Origin of the sequence: Herbaspirillum hiltneri N3, from assembly GCF_001267925.1 — a bacterium.
In the GTDB taxonomy this organism is placed as follows: domain Bacteria; phylum Pseudomonadota; class Gammaproteobacteria; order Burkholderiales; family Burkholderiaceae_D; genus Herbaspirillum; species Herbaspirillum hiltneri.
The window spans coordinates 419,928-438,582 of record NZ_CP011409.1; the positions used below are offsets into that span (position 1 = coordinate 419,928).

The 18,655-nt window shown below is 60.2% G+C and carries 20 protein-coding genes; 11 read left to right on the top strand and 9 right to left on the bottom strand.

Annotation, left to right across the window (positions count from 1 at the left end):
• Window position 1 precedes the first annotated feature (1 nt).
• The 7 genes from F506_RS01880 to F506_RS01910 all read left to right on the top strand — a co-directional run bounded on the left by F506_RS01880 (window position 2) and on the right by F506_RS01910 (window position 6,455).
• A complete protein-coding gene (locus tag F506_RS01880; RefSeq protein ID WP_053195089.1) occupies window positions 2-433 on the top strand; it encodes an HIT family protein in 432 nt (143 codons plus the stop codon).
• Between the two features lie 71 nt (window positions 434-504).
• Window positions 505-921, top strand: coding sequence for a gamma-butyrobetaine hydroxylase-like domain-containing protein (locus F506_RS01885; protein ID WP_053195090.1), 417 nt, complete (start codon window positions 505-507; stop codon window positions 919-921).
• Between the two features lie 60 nt (window positions 922-981).
• Complete coding sequence (gene ubiE / locus F506_RS01890; RefSeq protein WP_053195091.1) at window positions 982-1,716, top strand: bifunctional demethylmenaquinone methyltransferase/2-methoxy-6-polyprenyl-1,4-benzoquinol methylase UbiE; 735 nt, start codon at window positions 982-984, stop codon at window positions 1,714-1,716.
• A 35-nt stretch (window positions 1,717-1,751) separates the two neighbouring features.
• Window positions 1,752-2,723 (top strand): Tim44 domain-containing protein, encoded by a 972-nt coding sequence (locus F506_RS01895; protein ID WP_053195092.1) that lies wholly within the window; start codon window positions 1,752-1,754, stop codon window positions 2,721-2,723.
• Between the two features lie 117 nt (window positions 2,724-2,840).
• A complete protein-coding gene (locus F506_RS01900; protein WP_235471338.1) occupies window positions 2,841-3,422 on the top strand; it encodes a ubiquinone biosynthesis accessory factor UbiJ in 582 nt (193 codons plus the stop codon).
• The gene (gene ubiB, locus F506_RS01905; RefSeq protein ID WP_053195094.1) at window positions 3,422-4,993 is read left to right on the top strand and encodes a ubiquinone biosynthesis regulatory protein kinase UbiB; all 1,572 of its coding nucleotides are present in this window, start codon (window positions 3,422-3,424) and stop codon (window positions 4,991-4,993) included. The genes F506_RS01900 and ubiB overlap by 1 nt, the downstream gene beginning before the upstream one ends.
• A gap of 34 nt (window positions 4,994-5,027) precedes the next feature.
• The gene (locus F506_RS01910; protein ID WP_053195095.1) at window positions 5,028-6,455 is read left to right on the top strand and encodes a DHA2 family efflux MFS transporter permease subunit; all 1,428 of its coding nucleotides are present in this window, start codon (window positions 5,028-5,030) and stop codon (window positions 6,453-6,455) included.
• Window positions 6,456-6,460: 5 nt separating this feature from the next.
• Here F506_RS01910 and F506_RS01915 read toward each other — a convergent pair whose 3' ends face one another.
• On the bottom strand, window positions 6,461-7,384 hold the full coding sequence (locus tag F506_RS01915) for a LysR family transcriptional regulator (protein WP_053195096.1): 924 nt from the start codon (window positions 7,382-7,384) through the stop codon (window positions 6,461-6,463).
• Window positions 7,385-7,548: 164 nt separating this feature from the next.
• Between F506_RS01915 and F506_RS01920 the strand changes: the two genes are divergently transcribed.
• Complete coding sequence (locus F506_RS01920; RefSeq protein WP_053195097.1) at window positions 7,549-8,307, top strand: 3-oxoacyl-ACP reductase family protein; 759 nt, start codon at window positions 7,549-7,551, stop codon at window positions 8,305-8,307.
• Between the two features lie 71 nt (window positions 8,308-8,378).
• Here F506_RS01920 and trpC read toward each other — a convergent pair whose 3' ends face one another.
• From trpC to rpe, 7 genes are all read right to left on the bottom strand, one after another.
• Complete coding sequence (gene trpC, locus F506_RS01925) at window positions 8,379-9,179, bottom strand: indole-3-glycerol phosphate synthase TrpC (protein ID WP_053195098.1); 801 nt, start codon at window positions 9,177-9,179, stop codon at window positions 8,379-8,381.
• A gap of 56 nt (window positions 9,180-9,235) precedes the next feature.
• Window positions 9,236-9,868 (bottom strand): LysE family translocator, encoded by a 633-nt coding sequence (locus tag F506_RS01930; protein ID WP_053195099.1) that lies wholly within the window; start codon window positions 9,866-9,868, stop codon window positions 9,236-9,238.
• Between the two features lie 55 nt (window positions 9,869-9,923).
• A complete protein-coding gene (trpD, locus tag F506_RS01935; RefSeq protein WP_053201153.1) occupies window positions 9,924-10,961 on the bottom strand; it encodes an anthranilate phosphoribosyltransferase in 1,038 nt (345 codons plus the stop codon).
• A 41-nt stretch (window positions 10,962-11,002) separates the two neighbouring features.
• The gene (locus F506_RS01940) at window positions 11,003-11,578 is read right to left on the bottom strand and encodes an aminodeoxychorismate/anthranilate synthase component II (RefSeq protein ID WP_053195100.1); all 576 of its coding nucleotides are present in this window, start codon (window positions 11,576-11,578) and stop codon (window positions 11,003-11,005) included.
• On the bottom strand, window positions 11,579-13,090 hold the full coding sequence (gene trpE, locus F506_RS01945; protein WP_053195101.1) for an anthranilate synthase component I: 1,512 nt from the start codon (window positions 13,088-13,090) through the stop codon (window positions 11,579-11,581).
• Between the two features lie 277 nt (window positions 13,091-13,367).
• Window positions 13,368-14,036 carry a phosphoglycolate phosphatase gene (locus tag F506_RS01950; protein WP_053195102.1) on the bottom strand — a complete coding sequence of 223 codons (669 nt, stop codon included), beginning with the start codon at window positions 14,034-14,036 and terminating at the stop codon, window positions 13,368-13,370.
• Between the two features lie 18 nt (window positions 14,037-14,054).
• The gene (gene rpe, locus F506_RS01955) at window positions 14,055-14,717 is read right to left on the bottom strand and encodes a ribulose-phosphate 3-epimerase (RefSeq protein ID WP_053195103.1); all 663 of its coding nucleotides are present in this window, start codon (window positions 14,715-14,717) and stop codon (window positions 14,055-14,057) included.
• Window positions 14,718-14,875: 158 nt separating this feature from the next.
• Here rpe and apaG point away from each other — a divergent pair, with 158 nt between their 5' ends.
• The gene (gene apaG, locus F506_RS01960; RefSeq protein ID WP_053195104.1) at window positions 14,876-15,250 is read left to right on the top strand and encodes a Co2+/Mg2+ efflux protein ApaG; all 375 of its coding nucleotides are present in this window, start codon (window positions 14,876-14,878) and stop codon (window positions 15,248-15,250) included.
• A gap of 176 nt (window positions 15,251-15,426) precedes the next feature.
• Window positions 15,427-16,629, top strand: a complete 1,203-nt coding sequence (mltA, locus tag F506_RS01965) for a murein transglycosylase A (protein WP_053195105.1) — start codon at window positions 15,427-15,429, stop codon at window positions 16,627-16,629.
• 84 nt (window positions 16,630-16,713) lie between these two features.
• On the opposite strand, the gene F506_RS01970 is transcribed toward mltA, so the two are convergent.
• On the bottom strand, window positions 16,714-17,151 hold the full coding sequence (locus F506_RS01970) for a universal stress protein (RefSeq protein ID WP_053195106.1): 438 nt from the start codon (window positions 17,149-17,151) through the stop codon (window positions 16,714-16,716).
• Window positions 17,152-17,316: 165 nt separating this feature from the next.
• On the opposite strand from F506_RS01970, the gene F506_RS01975 reads away from it, so the two are divergent.
• Entirely contained in the window at window positions 17,317-18,093 is a 777-nt protein-coding gene (locus F506_RS01975; RefSeq protein WP_053195107.1) for an enoyl-CoA hydratase, read from the top strand.
• Window positions 18,094-18,655 lie beyond the last annotated feature (562 nt).

Consider the following 18,655-nt stretch of genomic DNA (forward strand, 5'->3'; position numbering starts at 1 on the left):
CATGGCCAACGCTTGCGATCTGTGCGACGGCGACGGCGGCGAGCTGCTGTTCAACAACGGCAGCTTGCGCGTCGTGCTGGTCGACGAGCCGGCTTATCCCGGTTTCTGCCGCGTGATCTGGAACGGCCACGTCAAGGAAATGACGGATCTCGCCCCGGCAGACCGCAGCGCCTTGATGTCTGCGGTATGGGCGGTCGAAGCCGCCGTGCGCGAAGTCATGCAGCCGGAAAAAATCAATGTCGCCAGTCTCGGCAACATGACGCCGCACGTGCACTGGCACGTCATTCCCCGCTACCTCGACGACGCACATTTCCCCAGCCCGGTCTGGGCCGAGGTGCGCCGCGACAGCGTCGCCGCTTCCCTTGCCGAACGTACCGCTTTGTTGCCAAAGCTGCGCGCAGCGATCGCGCGCGAACTGGCGGCCGCAGCCTGACTGCGGGCAGTCGCCGCACGTTCATTCATTCTTATCTCGCAAGACACCTCACACAATAGGAAGCGCACGCAATGAGCTCCGGTCCCACGCCCGTATCCTTCAAGGTCCGCACGCAGTCGCGCGTGATGGAAGTCGCCTTCGACGACGGCGCCCAGTTCTCCATCCCGTTTGAATTGCTGCGCGTGTATTCGCCTTCGGCGGAAGTGCGCGGCCACGGCCCCGGCCAGGAGACTTTGCAGACCGGAAAAAGAGACGTCGGCATCGTCGGCGTCGAACCTGTCGGCAACTACGGCATCAAACCGATATTCTCGGACGAGCATTCCAGCGGCATTTTTACCTGGGACTACCTGTATCAGCTCGGACGCGACCAGGATGCGATGTGGGAAACCTACCTGCAAAAACTGGAGGAGGCAGGCTTCACGCGCGAAAGCGGGCGCGACCAGGACATGAGTTCGTCCGGCGGCAGCGCCTGCGGCCACCATCATTGAGCGCCACGAGCCTCCCCTTATAATGTCGCCTTATTTGTATTCCTTCTTTCAAGTTGCCACATGACCAACACCACCCACTTCGGTTACCAGACCGTTTCTGAAGACGACAAGGTGCATAAAGTCGCCGAAGTCTTCCATTCTGTCGCCGCCAAGTACGACGTCATGAACGACTTCATGTCGGCCGGCCTGCATCGGATCTGGAAGGCGTTCACCATCGCCCAGGCAGGCATCCGTCCCGGCTTCAAGGTGCTCGACATTGCCGGCGGCACCGGCGACTTGTCCAAGGCGTTCGCCAGACAGGCCGGTCCGGGCGGAGAAGTCTGGCTGACCGACATCAACGAATCGATGCTGCGCGTGGGCCGCGACCGCCTATTGAATAAGGGCATCCCGACCCCCACCTTGTTGTGCGACGCCGAGAAGCTGCCGTTTCCCGACAACTACTTCGATCGCGTGTCGGTGGCCTTCGGCCTGCGCAACATGACCCACAAGGATGTTGCACTGTCGGAAATGCGTCGTGTGCTGAAACCGGGCGGCAAGTTGCTGGTGCTGGAGTTCTCCAAGGTATGGGAGCCGCTGAAGAAGCCGTATGACGTTTATTCCTTCTCGGTGCTGCCGTGGCTGGGGCAGAAAGTCGCCAACGACGCCGAAAGCTATCGTTACCTCGCTGAATCGATCCGCATGCATCCGGATCAGGAAACGCTGAAGAAAATGATGGAAGACGCCGGCCTCGAGCGCGTGCAGTATTACAACCTGACTGCGGGCGTTGCCGCCTTGCATACGGGTATCAAACTCTGAGCCTCGGGCTTGGGACAATTTGCGTAGGAGCTTGTGTGAAAAAATTCTTCGTCATCCTCATGCTGGCAGTGACGGCCATGACCGTCGCGATGTCGGGCGCTGAAGCCAAGCGTCTCGGTGGCGGCGGTTCGTTCGGCAAGCAATCGTCGAACTACACGCGCCAGGTGCCGTCGGCTCCTGCACAGTCGCCGTCCAATGTGGCGCCCGCCAAACCGGCCGCGCCGGCGGCAGCGCCGCAATCGGTGCCGCCAAAACCCGCCAGCCCATGGAAGGGCATCCTCGGCGGCGCCTTGCTTGGCCTCGGCCTGGGTGCGCTGCTGTCGCACTTCGGTCTGGGCGGCGCCATGGCAAGCATGCTGAGCACCATCCTGATGGTGGCGCTGCTGGCGTTTGTGGCGATGTTCCTGTTCCGCATGTTCACGCGCAAGAACGGTGGGAATTCGGGTGCTGCCGGCAACAACGGCTTTACGCCGCAACCCGCATATGCCAGCGCGCCAGAACTGGCAGTCCATACGCCTGAGATCGGTTCGCGCATCGAGCCGGTCGGCTTGCAGGCGCCTGCATCGCTGCAAGGCAGCAATGAATTCGGCTCGTCCGCAGCCGCCGCAGCGAATGCGCCGATCATCCCGTGGGGCATACCGGCGGACTTCGACGTGGCCGGCTTCGTGCGCAACGGCAAGACCTATTTCATCCGCTTGCAAGCGGCGTGGGACAAGGGCGACATCAACGACATCCGCGAATTCACCACGCCGGAAATGTTCGGTGAGTTGCGCCTGCAACTGCAGGAGCGCGGCAACGCCGCCAACAACACCGACGTCGTGCAGATCGACGGCGAACTGCTCGGCATTGAAACGCTGGAGCACGATTACCTGGCGACCATCAAGTTCACCGGTCTGATCAAGGAAGCGCCGGACGCCTCGGCCGAACCGTTCGCGGAAATCTGGAATCTGTCCAAGCCGGTCAATGGCACGGGCGGCTGGGTGCTGGCTGGTATCCAGCAAGTGTAAGTTCGCAGCTGCGTCGTCATCAGGCCTGCCGACTCACTGAGCAGCGCCAAGAACTGTTAAACTTGAAACCGCCCGACATCCCTCGGGCGGTTTTCTTTTTTGATGCCGCGAACTCCCATGCTCTCTTCCCTCTTGCGTCCAGCTGCCGCCGTCATCAACCATTTGCTCGAGCAAGAGCCGTGGGCGCAGGCCAAACTCATTGCCCATCGCGACAAGACCGCCTGCATCGACGCCGGCGTCGCCTCCTTGATGCTCACCGTCACCGGCGACGGCTTTCTCAAGAGTGCCGATGACAACGCCGTGCCGGCCGTGACTATTCACCTGAAGTTGTCCGATTTGCCACTGATCCTGGCCAACCGCGAGCGCGCCGTGTCCTACGTCAGGATCGAAGGCGACGCCGATTTCGCCAATGCCATTTCCCAGCTGAGCCAGTCGCTGCGCTGGGATGCGGAAGAAGACCTCGGCAAGGTGGTCGGCGACATCGCCGCCACGCGCATCGTGTCCGGCGCCAGATCGATTGCCGCTGCCGCGCAGACCACGCAAAGGCAACTCGCCGAAAATGTCGCTGAATACTTCCAGGAAGAACAACCGATGCTGATCCGCCCGCACGTCATGAGTGAATTTTCCAGCGAGGTCGTCAAGCTGCGCGACGATCTTGAACGCCTGTCCAAGCGGATAGAGAAACTGGAGCGCCGCTGATGTTCTTGCGTTCCCTGCGTCTGTTCAAGATCGTGCGCGTAGCGATACGCTACGGCCTCGATGAAATCGCCATCTCCGGCTTCGACACGCCGCGCATCACCCGTTTGCTCAACGGTATTTTTTTCTGGCGCGATCTTTCGACGCCACGCGGTGAACGCCTGCGTCGTGCGCTGGAAGACCTCGGTCCGATCTTCGTCAAGTTCGGCCAGGTGCTGTCGACGCGGCGCGACCTGCTGCCGCTCGACATCGCCGATGAACTGACACGCCTGCAGGACCGCGTGCCGCCTTTCGATTCCGAACTGGCCATCGCGCAGATCGAGAAATCCCTGGGGGCGCATCCCGATGTATTGTTCGCCAGCTTCGACCGCACGCCGATCGCATCCGCCTCGATTGCGCAGGTGCACTTCGCCACGCTGAAAGACGGCACCGAAGTCGCCGTCAAGGTCTTGCGTCCGGGCATGCGCAGCACCATCGACCACGACATCGGCCTGATGCATATTGCCGCCGACTGGGTTGAGCGCCTGTGGGCCGATGGCCGCCGGCTCAAGGCCAAGGAAGTGGTGGGGGAGTTTGACAAATACCTGCACGACGAACTCGACCTGATGCGCGAGGCGGCCAACGCCAGCCAGCTGCGCCGCAATTTCGCCAACTCCGATTTGCTGATGGTGCCCGAGATGTACTGGGACTATTGCTCCTCGTCGGTGATCGTGATGGAACGCATGCACGGCATTCCGATCGGCCAGACCGAGCGTCTGCAGGCGGAAGGCGTCGACCTGAGCAAGCTGTCGCGCGACGGCGTCGAGATCTTTTTCACGCAGGTGTTCCGCGACGGCTTCTTCCATGCCGACATGCATCCGGGGAATATCCTGGTGTCGACCGCGCCGGCTACTTTCGGCCGCTATATTGCGCTCGACTTCGGCATCGTCGGCACGCTCACCGACTTCGACAAGGACTATTTGTCGCAGAATTTCCTGGCGTTCTTCCAGCGTGATTACAAGCGCGTGGCCGAAGCGCACATCGAATCCGGCTGGGCGCCCAAAGACACACGCGTCGACGAACTCGAGGCGGCGGTACGCGCCTGCTGCGAACCGATTTTCGATCGTCCGCTGAAAGACATCTCGTTCGGCCAGGTGCTGCTGCGCCTGTTCCAGACCTCGCGTCGTTTCAACGTCGAAGTACAGCCGCAACTGGTGCTGTTGCAAAAGACCTTGCTCAACGTCGAAGGCCTCGGCCGCCAACTCGATCCCGAACTCGATTTGTGGAAGACCGCGAAACCGTATCTGGAACGCTGGATGAATGAACAGATCGGCTGGCGCGGTTTCGTCCAGCAGCTCAAGATTGAAGTGCCGCGCTACAGCCGCTTGTTGCCGCAACTGCCGCGCCTGGCGCATCAGGCGCTGACGATGGCGACTGAAGGCGGCAGGAATGAGCAGAATGCAGACTTGCTCAGGAAACTGGTGGCCGAACAGCGCCGCACCAATCTGTTGCTGGGTGTGATCGTGTATTTCGGCGGCGGACTGATCGGGGGAATCATCGTGGTGCAGGTGTTGCTGCACTTCCTGCGGTACTGAGGCGCTCCGGGAATAAAAGCAGGATGGAACAGGAATGACAGCCGCACAGACGCCATCGCGCGCGCATTGGTTGCCGTTCATCGTGGCGGCGACCTTCTTCATGGAGTACCTCGACACCACCATCATCGCGACGGCCTTGCCGCAGATGGCGCAGGCGTTCAAGGTCGGACCGAATGAACTGAGCCTGGGCATGACCGCCTACATGCTGACGCTGGCGGTGTTCATTCCGATCAGCGGCTGGATCGCCGACCGGCTTGGGTCGCGGACGGTGTTTGCTTCTGCGATCGTGATCTTCACGCTGGCGTCGGTGCTGTGCGGGATTTCCGGCAGCGTCTTTGAATTCACCGCCGCACGTATTTTGCAAGGCATGGGTGGCGCGCTGATGGTGCCGGTAGGTCGCCTGATCGTGGTGCGCAATACCAGCAAGGACAAGCTGATGAAGGCGATCTCGACGATCACCTGGCCGGCGATTGTGGCCCCGGTCGTGGGGCCGTCGCTGGGCGGCTTCATCACCACCTATTTTTCCTGGCACTGGATTTTCCTGATCAACGTACCGTTCGGCATCGCCGCATTGACCGCGGTGCTGCGCATCGTGCCAAACGAACGCGGCAACCAGCGCAAGCCGCTCGACATGATCGGCTTCTTCCTCAGCGGCACGGCGTTGACTTCCCTCTTGTACGGCACCGAACTGGCCAGCCACACCGACACCAATCTGCTGGTCGCGATGCTGTTCATCGCCGGCGGCCTTGTTCTCGGCGTGTTCTCGTATCGCCACGGCATGCGCCGCGAACATCCTCTGCTGGACTACTCAACGCTCAAGGTGTCGACATTCAACGTGACCGTCGTCGCCGGCTCGTTCACGCGCATCGGCATCGAGGCGGTGCCGTATTTGCTGCCGCTGTTGTTCCAGATCGGCTTCGGTTTGTCGGCATTCCATTCGGGCTTGCTGCTGCTGGCCAGCGCATTGGGTAACCTCGGCATGAAGATGTTCACCACGCGCGTGTTGCAGCGTTTTGGTTTTCGTCGCGTGGCGCTGAACAATGCGGTGATTGCAGGTGTGTTCGTGGTGGCGTGCGGACTGCTCACCGCAACCACGCCGGTGCCGGTGGTGTTGATGACGATCTTCATCTACGGCCTGTCGCGCTCGATGCAGTTCACCACGCTGGCGACCCTGGCGTATGCCGATGTCAGCGAAGCGCAAAAGAGCGCCGCCTCCACTTTATGGAGCGTGGCGCAGCAGATGACGATCGGGATGGGGATTGCATTTGGCGCGCTGGCCTTGCGCGTGGCTTCCTATTTCAACGGAAGCGGCGAGGCGCATTTCTCCGTCATCGACTTCCATTGGGCGTTCGCCATGGCCGGTTTGTTGACGCTGTGTTCGGCGCTCGGCTATCGCCATCTGGCGAAGGATGCCGGCAACAATCTGGGTGGCGGCGTGCGCGGCGCGCCGAAGAATCGCTGAGCGTTTCAGAACGCGGAAAATCGCTGCGCCAGTTGTTCGCTGCGGAAATGCTCCACCACGTAGTCAACGAACACGCGTGTCTTGGCTGGCAGCAGCCGCGCCGCAGCGAAGTAGAGCGCCAGCATGCCGCCGTCGACATACCAGTCCGGCAACACCCTCACCAGCGTTCCCTTGTCCAGATAAACCACGGCGTGCGGCATCGCCGTCAGGGTGATGCCCATGTCCATTTCGGCGATTTCGCAGGCGGCGTTGGGGTCGCTCATCGTCATTTTCACCTTCAGGTCGATCGGCGCCTGCACGCCGTCACCGTTGCGCAGGGTCCATGCGCGCACGCGACCGGTTTGCGGCGAACGGATCAGGATGCCGTCGTGCTGGACCAGATCTTCCGGCGTGCGGATGGGCGGGCGCGTGGCAAGGTAGGCCGGTGACGCCAGCAAGACCCGATGCGCCGGCGCCAGCTCGCGCGCGACGATGCCGGGCGGCAGTTCGATGCCGCCGCCGATGGCCGCATCAAAGCCTTCCGTAATCAGATCCACGGGACGATTGTCGAAGTGCCAGTCCGGCGAGATGGCTGGATAGCGTTCGAGGAAACCGCCCAGCAGCGGCACGATGTACTCGCGGCCGAAGCCGGTCCCCATGCTGACCTTGAGCACCCCGGCCGGTTGGCCGCCGGAACTGGCCAGATTGGCCACCGCGCTCTGGATGCTGGACAGTCCGCCGCTGACTTCCTGCAAGAATCTTTCTCCCGCCTCGGTCAGGCGCAGGCTGCGCGTGCTGCGCTGGAACAACCGTACCCCCAGGCTGGACTCAAGCCGGGCGACGTTCTTGCCGACCGCCGCCGAGGTCAGGCCGAGTCGGCGCGCGGCTGCGGAGAAGCTGCCGGCCTCGGCCGAGGCGACAAAGCACTCAATGCTGGTTAAGGATTCCATGGATCTATTTTAAACATAATGTTTAAAAAGTTCATAGTGATTGCTATCTAGTTTAAACATAATGCGTGTCCCATACTTCATTCCAAGCCAAACGGAATTCAAACCAACGCAAGGAAAACCGCAGGCCATCTTTTCATTCCCTTACCTAATCAAGGAGCAATATCATGACTGCAAACAACACCAATCTGAGCCTGTCTAACAAAGTTGCCTTCGTGCAAGGCGGTTCGCGCGGCATCGGCGCCGCCATCGTCAAGCGCCTGGTGCAGGAAGGTGCGATCGTCGCCTTCACTTACGTCAGCTCGCCAGACAAGGCCCAGGCGCTGGTCAGCGAAGTCGAAGCCAAGGGCGGCCGTGCACTGGCAATCCAGGCCGACAGCTCGGACACCGCAGCATTGCAACAAGCCATCCGCATCGCCGCAGAAACCTTTGGCCGCCTGGACATTCTGGTCAACAACGCCGGCGTGCTGGCGATGGGCCCGGTGGAAGAATTCAAGCTGGAAGATCTGGACCGTACCCTGGACGTGAACGTGCGCAGTGTATTCGTCGCAACACAGGAAGCCGTGCGTTTCATGCGCGAAGGCGGTCGCGTTATCACCATCGGCAGCACCAACGCCGACCGCATGCCATTCGCCGGCGGCGCCGTGTACGCCATGAGCAAGTCGGCCATCGTCGGCCTGACTAAGGGCCTGGCGCGCGACCTCGGTCCGCGCGGCATCACCGTCAACAATGTGCAACCAGGTCCGGTCGACACCGACATGAATCCGGCCGACAGCGATTTTGCCGGCGCGCTGAAAGGCCTGATGGCGTTGCCGCGTTATGGCAAGGCCGAAGAAATCGCCAGCTTCGTGGCGTATCTGGCAGGCCCTGAAGCGGGTTACATCACCGGCGCCAGCCTGACGATCGACGGCGGCTTCTCAGCCTGATCAATTGGCAGAGCAGCAGACGTAAAAAAAGCGGAGCTTTCGGGCTCCGCTTTTTTATTTCCTGAGAGTGATCAGGCAAACAAGCGCGCCAGCTCGACACCGGGTTCCGGCGCACGCATGAAGGCTTCTCCGACCAGGAAGGCGTTGACCTTGGCGTCGCGCATGCGCTTGACGTCGTCCGGCGTGGCAATGGCCGATTCGGTGATGACCAGTTTGTCGGACGGAATGCGCGGCAACAGGCTGAGTGTCGTGTCCAGCGTGGTTTCGAAGGTACGCAGGTTGCGGTTGTTGATGCCCAGCAGCGCGGTCTTCAGTTTCAGCGCGGCGTCGAGTTCAACGCCGTCGTGCACTTCCACCAGCACGCTCATGCCGAGTTCATGGGCACAGGCTTCCAACTCCGCCATCAGGCCGTGGTCGAGCGCGGCGACGATCAGTAGGATGGCGTCGGCGCCCCAGGAACGTGCTTCATAGACCTGGTACAAGTCCATCATGAAATCCTTGCGCAGCACCGGCAACGCACAGGCGGCGCGCGCCTGCCGGAGGTATTCCGGAGCGCCCTGGAAGAATTGCACATCGGTCAGCACCGACAGGCAGGCAGCGCCGTGAGCGGCATAGCTGGCGGCAATCTCGGCCGGCTTGAAGTCGGGACGGATCACGCCTTTGGACGGCGAGGCCTTTTTGACTTCGGCGATGATGCCGGCGTGGCCCGCAGCGATCTTGTCGCGCAGGCCGGTTTCGAAGCCGCGCAATTGCGCGCGCGCTTCGGTATCGGATTCAACGTCGCGGCGCAGGCTGGCGAGGTCGCGGTGTTTTTTGGCCGCTGTGACTTCCTCGGCTTTGACGTCGAGGATCTTGTTGAGGATGTCAGACATGGAAATTCCTTGATTGCTGTTTGTACTATTCGTACTGTTTGTACTGTTTGTGCGGCCTATTTGCGCTGATCCAGCGCCAGCCGGAACGCCAATGCGCCCAGCGTCAGTCCCATGACATAGCGCTGTACACGCATCCATCCCGGATTGCTGGAAAAGAAGCCGGCAATGGCGCTGGCGGTCAGAATCAGCAAGCCGTTGACGGTGAAACTGACGGCGATCTGGGTCACGCCCAGCGTCAGGCTCTGCAGCATGACGTGGCCATGTTCGGCATGGATGAATTGCGGCAGGAACGACATATAGAACATCGCCGCCTTGGGATTGAGCAGGTTGGTCAGGAAACCCATGCGGAACAAGGTCGCATTGCTGTCATGCGGCAGGTCCTGGGTCTGGAATGGTGACGAGCCGCCCGGTTTGATTGCGTTCCATGCCATCCACAGCAGATAGGCTGCCCCGAGATACTTGATCAGGTCATAGGCCAGCGGCACCGCCAGGAACAAGGCCGTCAGGCCGAAGGTCGCCGCCAGCATGTGGACCACGAACCCGGCCGCCACGCCCAGCAAGGAAATCATCCCTGCTGCACGTCCCTGGCAGATGGAGCGCGACACGCAATACATCATGTTGGGGCCGGGCGTGAGCACCAGCACCAATGCCGCCAGCGCGAAGATCAGTAAATCGTTCAGGGGAATCATGGTGCGCGCCTTTCCGTCTGTAAAAAGATCAGTTCCCAATAGTGGCTTTAAAAGATCAGCCTTTGCCGCCCAGCAGCTTCGTCGCATTCACGAACTGATCGACCTTGGCCAGCGCCGCGCCCGAGGCAATGGTCGCGCGCGCCTTGTTCAGGCCTTCCTCGATCGACGTCGCAATGCCGGCTGCGTACAGCGCGGTGCCTGCATTGATGGCGACGATGTCGTGCACCGGACCAGGCACGCCCTTGAGTGCTTCGAAGATTTTTTCCTTCGATTCGTTGGCATTGGCGACTTGCAGGTTGCGGCTGGCGAACATGCTCATGCCGAAATCTTCCGGATGGATTTCATATTCGCGGATTTCGCCGTTGACCAGCTCGCCGATCATGGTGGCGCCGCCCAGCGTGACTTCGTCGAGGTTGTCGCGGCCCCAGACCACGATCGCGTGTTGGGCGCCGAGGCGTTGCAGCACGCGCACCTGGATGCCGACCAGATCGGCATGGAACACGCCCATCAGGATATTCGGCGCGCCTGCCGGATTGGTCAGCGGGCCGAGGATGTTGAAGATGGTGCGTACGCCCAGTTCCTTGCGCACCGGCGCCGCGTGCTTCATGGCGGCATGGTGGTTGGGAGCGAACATGAAGCCGATGCCGGTTTGTGCGATCGATTGCGCGACCTGTTCCGGTTGCAGGTTGATATCGGCGCCGAGCGCTTCGAGCACGTCGGCGCTGCCTGACGACGAGGATACGCTGCGGCCGCCGTGCTTGGCCACGCGCGCTCCGGCTGCGGCGGCAACGAACATCGAGGCGGTGGAAATATTGAAGGTGTGCGCGCCGTCGCCGCCGGTGCCGACGATGTCGAGCAGGTTGGTGGTGTCGGCCATCGGCACTTTGGTGGCGAACTCGCGCATGACTTGCGCGGCGGCGGCGATTTCGCCGATGCTTTCCTTCTTGACGCGCAGGCCCATGGTGAGCGCGGCGATCATGACGGGCGACATGTCGCCGCTCATGATCTGACGGAACAGCGTCAGCATTTCGTCGTGGAAAATTTCGCGGTGCTCGATGCAGCGCAGTAAGGCTTCTTGTGGTGTGATGGACATCTTGTTTTCCCCGGATGGTGTCGTCTGCGGACCGTCGGCGCTCATGCGCGCGCGGTGCCGGTCAGGAAGTTTTTCAGCAAAGCGTGGCCGTGTTCGGAGAGGATCGACTCGGGGTGGAATTGCACGCCCTGCAGATCGAATTCCTTGTGGCGCACGCCCATGATTTCGCCATCGTCGGTCCACGCGGTCACTTCGAGGCAGTCGGGCAGCGAGGCGCGCTCGATGGCCAGCGAGTGGTAGCGGATCACGGTGTAGGGGCTGGGAATGTCCTTGAACACGCCGACGCCGGTATGGGCGATCTTCGAAGTCTTGCCGTGCATGACTTGCTTGGCGCGCACCACGTTGCCGCCGAAGGCTTCGCCGATGGCCTGGTGACCGAGGCAGACGCCGAGGATGGGCAACTTGCCGGAAAAGCGCTTGAGCAGGTCGATGCAGATGCCGGCTTCTCTCGGGCTGCAAGGGCCGGGCGAGAGGCAGATGCGTTCAGGATTCAGTTTTTCGATTTCATCGAGCGTGATTTCATCGTTACGGATGGTCAGCACCTCTTCGCCGAGTTCGCCGAAATACTGGACGATGTTGTAGGTGAAGGAATCGTAGTTGTCGATCATCAGCAGCATTTAGATTTCTCCATCCAGTCCGTCTTGCACTTGTTCGGCAGCGCGCAGAACGGCACGCGCCTTGTTTTCGGTTTCTTCCCATTCCATTTCCGGCACCGAGTCGGCGACGATGCCGGCCGCGGCCTGCACATACAGTGTGCCGTCCTTGATGACGCCGGTGCGGATCGCGATCGCGACGTCCATCTCGCCGCCGAACGACAGGTAGCCGCAGGCGCCGCCGTAGATGCCGCGCTTGGTCGGCTCGAGCTCGTCGATGATTTCCATTGCGCGCACTTTCGGGGCGCCCGACAGCGTGCCGGCGGGGAAGGTGGCTTTCAGGACGTCGAGATTCGACAGGCCGGGTTTGAGCAGGCCTTCGACGTTGGAGACGATGTGCTGCACGTGGGAATATTTTTCGATGACCATCTGGTCGGTGACCTTGACGCTGCCGGTGGTGGCGATGCGGCCGATGTCGTTGCGCGCGAGGTCGATCAGCATGACGTGTTCGGCAATTTCCTTCGGGTCGGCCAGCAGCTCGGTGGCGAGCTGGGCATCACGTTCCGGGGTCGAGCCGCGTGGACGGGTACCGGCCAGCGGACGAATGGTGATTTTCTTTTGCGCTTCGCCGTCGGAGGTCTGGCCGATGGTTTCATTGCGCACGAGGATTTCCGGCGAGGCGCCGACGATCTGCATGTCGCCGAAGTTGTAGAAGTACATGTACGGCGACGGGTTCAGCGAACGCAGCGCGCGGTACAGCATCAGCGGCGAGTCGACGTAGGATTTCTTCAGGCGCTGGCCGATCTGCACTTGCATCAGGTCGCCGGCCATGACGTATTCCTTGGCCTTGGCGACGGCCTTCAGGTATTCATCCTTGGGGAATTCGCGTACGGTTTCGGTGCGCACCGAGCCGCTGGTGACCGGCGCATCGGCGGCGCGGCGCAGCATGGCGCGCAAATCCTTGAGACGCTGGCGGCCTTTGCTGAAGGCTTCCGGTTGCGACGGGTCGGTGTAGACGATCAGGTAGAGTTTGCCGGAGAGATTGTCGATGACGGCCAGTTCTTCGGTGACCAGCAACTGGATGTCGGGCAGGCCCAGGTCGTCCTTCGGCGCACTGTCGGCCAGGCGCTTTTCGATGTAGCGCACGGCGTCATAGCCGAAGTAGCCGGCCAGGCCGCCGCAGAAGCGCGGCATGCCGGGGCGGATCGCCACCTTGTAGCGCGACTGGAATTCGGCGATGAACTCGAGCGCATTGCCTTCCAGCGATTCGATCACCTTGTCGTTCTTCAGGACTTCAATCTTGTTGCCGAAGCTGCGCAGCTTGGTCGTCGCCGGCAGGCCGATGAAGGAGTAGCGGCCGAAACGCTCGCCCCCGACCACCGATTCCAGCAGGAAGGTGTTCTTCCCGGCATTCTGGGTTTGCGCCAGTTTGAGGTAGAGGGTCAGCGGCGTTTCCAGGTCGGCGAAGGCTTCGGCGATCAGCGGAATGCGGTTATAGCCTTGCGAGGCCAGCGATTTGAATTCGAGTTCGGTCATTGTTTCTCTCCAGGACCGCTATTGTAGACGGGTTGCAGGGGGCAGGACGGCTTGATGCGTCCCGGCAAGCGCGTGCCGACGATAGCGATATATTAAACAGGGGTGGTGATGCAAAAAACTGTCTGGCCGAGGGGAGCGGCCAGCAGCCGGCGTGGGTTAGTTAGCCCAGGATTGCCAGCGTCGCCACAGCCAGGCCTCAGGGGCGGCTGATTTGTTGGCGTTAAGTTTTTTGTTGAGAAACATTTGTCGTATGTGTTCAGTTAAGAAAGCTTTTTCACTACGAGATTTGGTGCGCTGCATCGAGCAGCGTTGGAACTATACCATCGGAATCGACGTTGTGTATAGGTTCGCCGTGATTGTAGCCGTACGGCACGTTGAGCACCCTGCAACCCGCCGCCCGCGCGGCTTGCGCGTCATTGGACGAGTCGCCGATGGCCACTACCTGCACCGGCTGCAGGGAAAAATCTGCGCAAACCTGCAGCAAAGGCATGGGATCCGGCTTCTTTTTCGGCAGTGAATCGCCGCCGTAAATCACATCAAAAAACGGATACAGGCCCTTTTTATCCATCAGCGGCAGTGCGAAGGCGATCGGTTTGTTGGTCACACAAGCCAGGCGCAGGCCCTTGGCCTTGAGCGCCTGCAGGCCTTCGATCACGTTCGGATACAGCGTGGCGTAGTCGCCGTTGATGGCGAGGTAATGCTCCTGATAGGACGCCAGCGCTTCCTCGAAGCGCTGCTCCACGCCGTCTTCGTCGTAGTCGACGGCCAGCACGCGGCGCATCAGGTTTTCCGATCCCTTGCCGACAAAATTGACGATGGTCTGCATCGCCAGCGGCCCCAGGCCCAGGTCGGCGCGCATGCGGTTGACCGCAACGTGGAAATCCGGAGCGGTGTCGAGCATGGTGCCGTCGAGGTCGATGATGGCGGCTTTGATGTTGTCGAGCATGGGATCTTTTTTGGACGTTTACTTGGCCAGTTCGCCACGCATGGCGTCGATGACGGCCTTGTAGTCCGGCTTGCCGAAGATGGCGGAGCCGGCCACGAAGGTGTCGGCGCCGGCCTTGGCTGCTGCTGCGATATTGTCGATTTTGATGCCGCCGTCGACTTCCAGCATGATGTCGCGGCCGGATTCGTCGATGCGGCGGCGCACTGCGGCGATTTTCTTCAATGCTTCAGGAATGAAGGACTGGCCGCCGAAGCCCGGGTTGACGGACATGATCAGGACGATGTCGATCTTGTCCATGACGTGATCGAGGAAATGCAACGGCGTGCCAGGATTGAACACCAGGCCGGCTTTGCAGCCGTTGTCGCGGATCAGTTGCAGCGAACGATCGATGTGCTCGGAACCTTCCGGATGGAAAGTGATGATGTTGGCGCCGGCCTTGGCGAAGTCGGGAATGATGCGATCCACCGGCTTGACCATCAGATGGACGTCGATCGGCACCTGTACATGCGGACGGATGGCTTCGCAAACCAAAGGTCCGATGGTCAGGTTGGGAACATAATGGTTGTCCATCACGTCGAAGTGAATAATGTCGGCGCCGGCAGCGACGACATTGCGGACTTCCTCGCCCAGGCGGGCGAAGTCGGCGGACAAGATGCTGGGGGCGATACGGTAGTTGGGCATGGCGATATGGCTTATATATAAGGCTGTAGAGCGAGGATGGAACAATCAAAGATGCGCTATTTTACCCGTTCGCCGCGCCCGGTTTTGTTGCAAGCCTTGCACTTGAGGTTGATTTCGTGTGGAATGGGCCAGGCTTTTTACAAAATCGAGGAATCCGCATGGCGACGTATGAGTTAACGGTGACGGTCAAGACGCAATATCTGGAAGAGCAGTCCGATCCGGCGCGTTCGCATTATGTATTCGCCTATGCGATCACCATCGTCAACTCAGGGCAGGTGCCGGCCCAGCTGATTTCGCGCCACTGGGTCATTACCGACGCCAACAACCACGCCGAAGAGGTGCGCGGTCTGGGCGTCGTCGGCCATCAGCCCTTCCTGCAACCGGGGGAACAGTTCGAATACACCAGCGGTACGTCATTGCAGACGCCGCAGGGTTCGATGCACGGAGAGTATTTCTGCGTCGCCGAAGACGGCGAACAGTTCGACGTGAAGATCCCGGAGTTCATCCTGTCGCTGCCGCGTACGCTGCATTAAGCGTGTTGCACTGAGCGTTCAAGCCTGGCTGTCGTCTTTTTTATCGGCGGGATTTTTTGTCTGGACGGATCGATCCGGCTTGCGTCCGGAGAACATGGTCCACCAGACAATGAATACGAAAATAAAGAAGGCTGCGCCGGCTTCGAGTATTAACCACCACATTTCATGTTTCCTCAATGTCACTTATTCAAACGAGCATCCGCCGCAGTTTACCCGCATTAGCCGTCATCGTCGCCGTATCGCTTGCCGCCTGTACGACCACGCCGTTGCCGCCTGCCACGCCGACGCCGCCTGTGACACCGGCCAAGCCAAGCGTGCCGGCTCAGCCCGAAGGCCAGGCGCAGGAAATGCAAAAGAGCAGCTTCGCCGCCATGCCGGGCTGGGACAGGGATGCCTTGCGTGAGGCCTGGCCGGCCTTCCTGATCTCGTGCCAGACGCTGGTCCGCCGCAGCGAATGGAAAAACGCCTGCACCACGGCGCGCCAGGTCAATGCCAATGACGAGGGCGCCATTCGCGCGTTCTTCGAATCCGGCTTCACGCCCTATAAGGTATTCAACCCGGACGGCAGCGACACCGGACTGGTGACCGGCTACTACGAGCCGTTGCTGCGCGGTTCGCGCAAGCGCGGCGGGCCGTATCAGACCCCTCTATATAGAGCGCCCGATGATTTGCTGACCATCGACCTGGCCAGCCTGTATCCGGAACTGAAGAACATGCGCCTGCGCGGGCGTGTGGTCGGCAACAAGGTAGTGCCGTATTCCTCGCGCGCCGAGTTGCTGCAATCGGGTGCGCTGGCGGGCAAGGAACTGGTCTGGGTGGATGATCCGGTGGAGGCGTTCTTCCTGCAGGTGCAGGGTTCAGGCCGCGTCCAGCTTGCCGACACCCAGGAAACCGTGCGCCTGGCCTATGCCGATCAGAACGGCTATCCCTACAAGTCGATCGGTCGTTATCTGGTCGACAAGGGCGAAATGACGCTGTCGCAGGCGTCTGCGCAGGGTATCAAGGCCTGGGTGATCGCCAATCCGTCGCGCCAGAACGAACTGTTGAACGTCAACCCGAGCTATATCTTCTTCAAGGAAGAGAAAATCGCCGATCCGTCCAAGGGGCCCAAGGGCGCCATGGGTTTGCCGCTGACCGGGCAGCGCTCGATTGCGGTTGACCCGCAGCATATCCCGTTGGGTACACCGGTATTTTTGGCGACGACGCAGCCCAATAGCGACACGGTCCTGCAGCGGCTGGTGCTGGCGCAGGATACCGGCGGCGCCATTCGCGGCGCGGTGCGGGCCGATTACTTCTGGGGATTCGGCAATGAAGCCGGCGAAAAGGCGGGCGGAATGAAGCAGCGCGGCATGATGTGGGTGCTGTTGCCCAATTCCTGAATTTCATCGCCTGTATTCAGGCATGGCAAATAAAACCCGGCTTGCTCACGGAGAGCAAGCCGGGTTTTTTGTTGCGCGTCGTGGTCAGCGCAAGACGAGAACGGGAATGGCGGAGTGCGCCAGCACCTTTTGCGTCTTGCTGCCAAGAAACAATCGGCTGAGCCCGCTGCGGCCATGGGAGGCCATGAAGATAACGTCGCAGGCGTACTTCTTGGCGGCGTTGACGATTTCTTCGTCCGGTGCGAACGACAGTACCGTGGTGGTTTCACATTCCACGCCGGCGGCCAGGGCGGCGTCGGCGATCTTTTTCACATGCTGCTCCGCGAGGGTGCGGACGTTCTCTTCGTAAATGCCGGGGTCAATTGCCATGGAGCTTTCCGCCAGCGGCGAGAACGGGTAGGGCTCGGCCACCGAAATGCCGATGATCCTGGACTTGCAGTGCTGGGCGTAGTCGATGGCGTTGGCGATGGCCTTGTCGGAGCGTTCCGATCCGTCCGTGGGGACAAGAATGGTCTTGAACATATGATCCTCCTCTGTTGTTGTGAAGGGATACCCCAGTATAGGCTCTGACCTTTGCGGCCGGGGCAAATTCCTGAGGGGCTTTGACATGGCGCAAATTCATTGGCGTTACAATCGACGCGGCAGGTACATTCAACTATCGCGCTACCCCTATATAGAGGAGACCAGATGAGCTACGAAAACGTCTTGACCGAGACCATTGGCAAGGTCGCAGTAATCCGCCTGAACCGGCCCAAAGCCCTGAACGCGCTGAATGACGCGCTGATGATCGACCTCGGCAACGCCTTGCTGGCTTTCGACGCCGATGAAAACATCGGCTGCATCATCGTCACCGGTAGTGAAAAGGCATTTGCAGCCGGCGCCGACATCACGGTGATGGCGCGCTATAACTACATGGACGTGCTGAAAGGCGAATTCATCACGCGCAACTGGGAAACCATCCGCCGCGTGCGCAAGCCGGTCATCGCTGCAGTGGCCGGCTATGCCTTGGGCGGCGGCTGTGAGCTGGCGATGATGTGCGACTTCATCATCGCCGCCGACAACGCCAAATTCGGCCAGCCGGAAATCAAGCTCGGCATCGTACCGGGCGCCGGCGGCACTCAGCGCCTGCCGCGCGCGGTATCCAAGGCCAAGGCCATGGACCTGTGCCTGACCGGGCGCATGATGGACGCGCAGGAAGCCGAGCGTGCCGGCCTGGTCTCGCGGGTGGTTCCTGCCGACAAGCTGATGGATGAAGCATTGGCCGCGGCCATCGTCATTACCGAGATGTCACAACCCGTGGCCGCAATGGTCAAGGATTCGGTGAACCGGGCTTACGAAACGACGCTGGCCGAGGGCATCAAATATGAACGCGCCTTGTTCTACAGTTGCTTTGCTACTGAAGATCAGACGGAGGGCATGGCGGCATTCCTGGAAAAGCGGCCGCCGAGTTTCAAAAATCAATAATTCGATGCCGGTATCTGCTTGAAAATTAAGCCCGTCCCGCAAGGGACGGGCTTAATGCTTTTTGTTTTAAAAATTATTTGTCGGCGCAAATCCAGAGCGGTAGCGGGTTTGCGGGGAGTGAGGATAAAAAGTTTAAATAATTTTTCAAAAACAGTTGCACGGATTGGAAAAGCTTTGCTATAGTTCGCCTCCCCGCTGACAGAGCGACGCAGCAAACAGCAAGACGCAGCGCGCCGGAGGTGGGGAAAGGAAGTAAAAAAGGTTTTAGGAAGTGAGAAGTTGGTAGTAAAAATTTTTAGTGAAGCGTTAAAAAAGTAGTTGACGCAAATTAAAAAACACTACATAATCTCGTTTCTCTGCTGCTGACAAACAAAACGATTTGACAGCGACGCAAGCGGCACTTCGGTGCGGCGCGAAGCAGGCAAGGTTCTTTAAAAATTAACAGTCGATAAGTGTGGGCGTTTAATGAAGTGCGACAGACCTTCGGGTCTGGAAACTTTAAATATTTTTAAACGCTCACGAAGAAATATAGGTAAGAAATTATCTGTCAGTATTTTGAGTG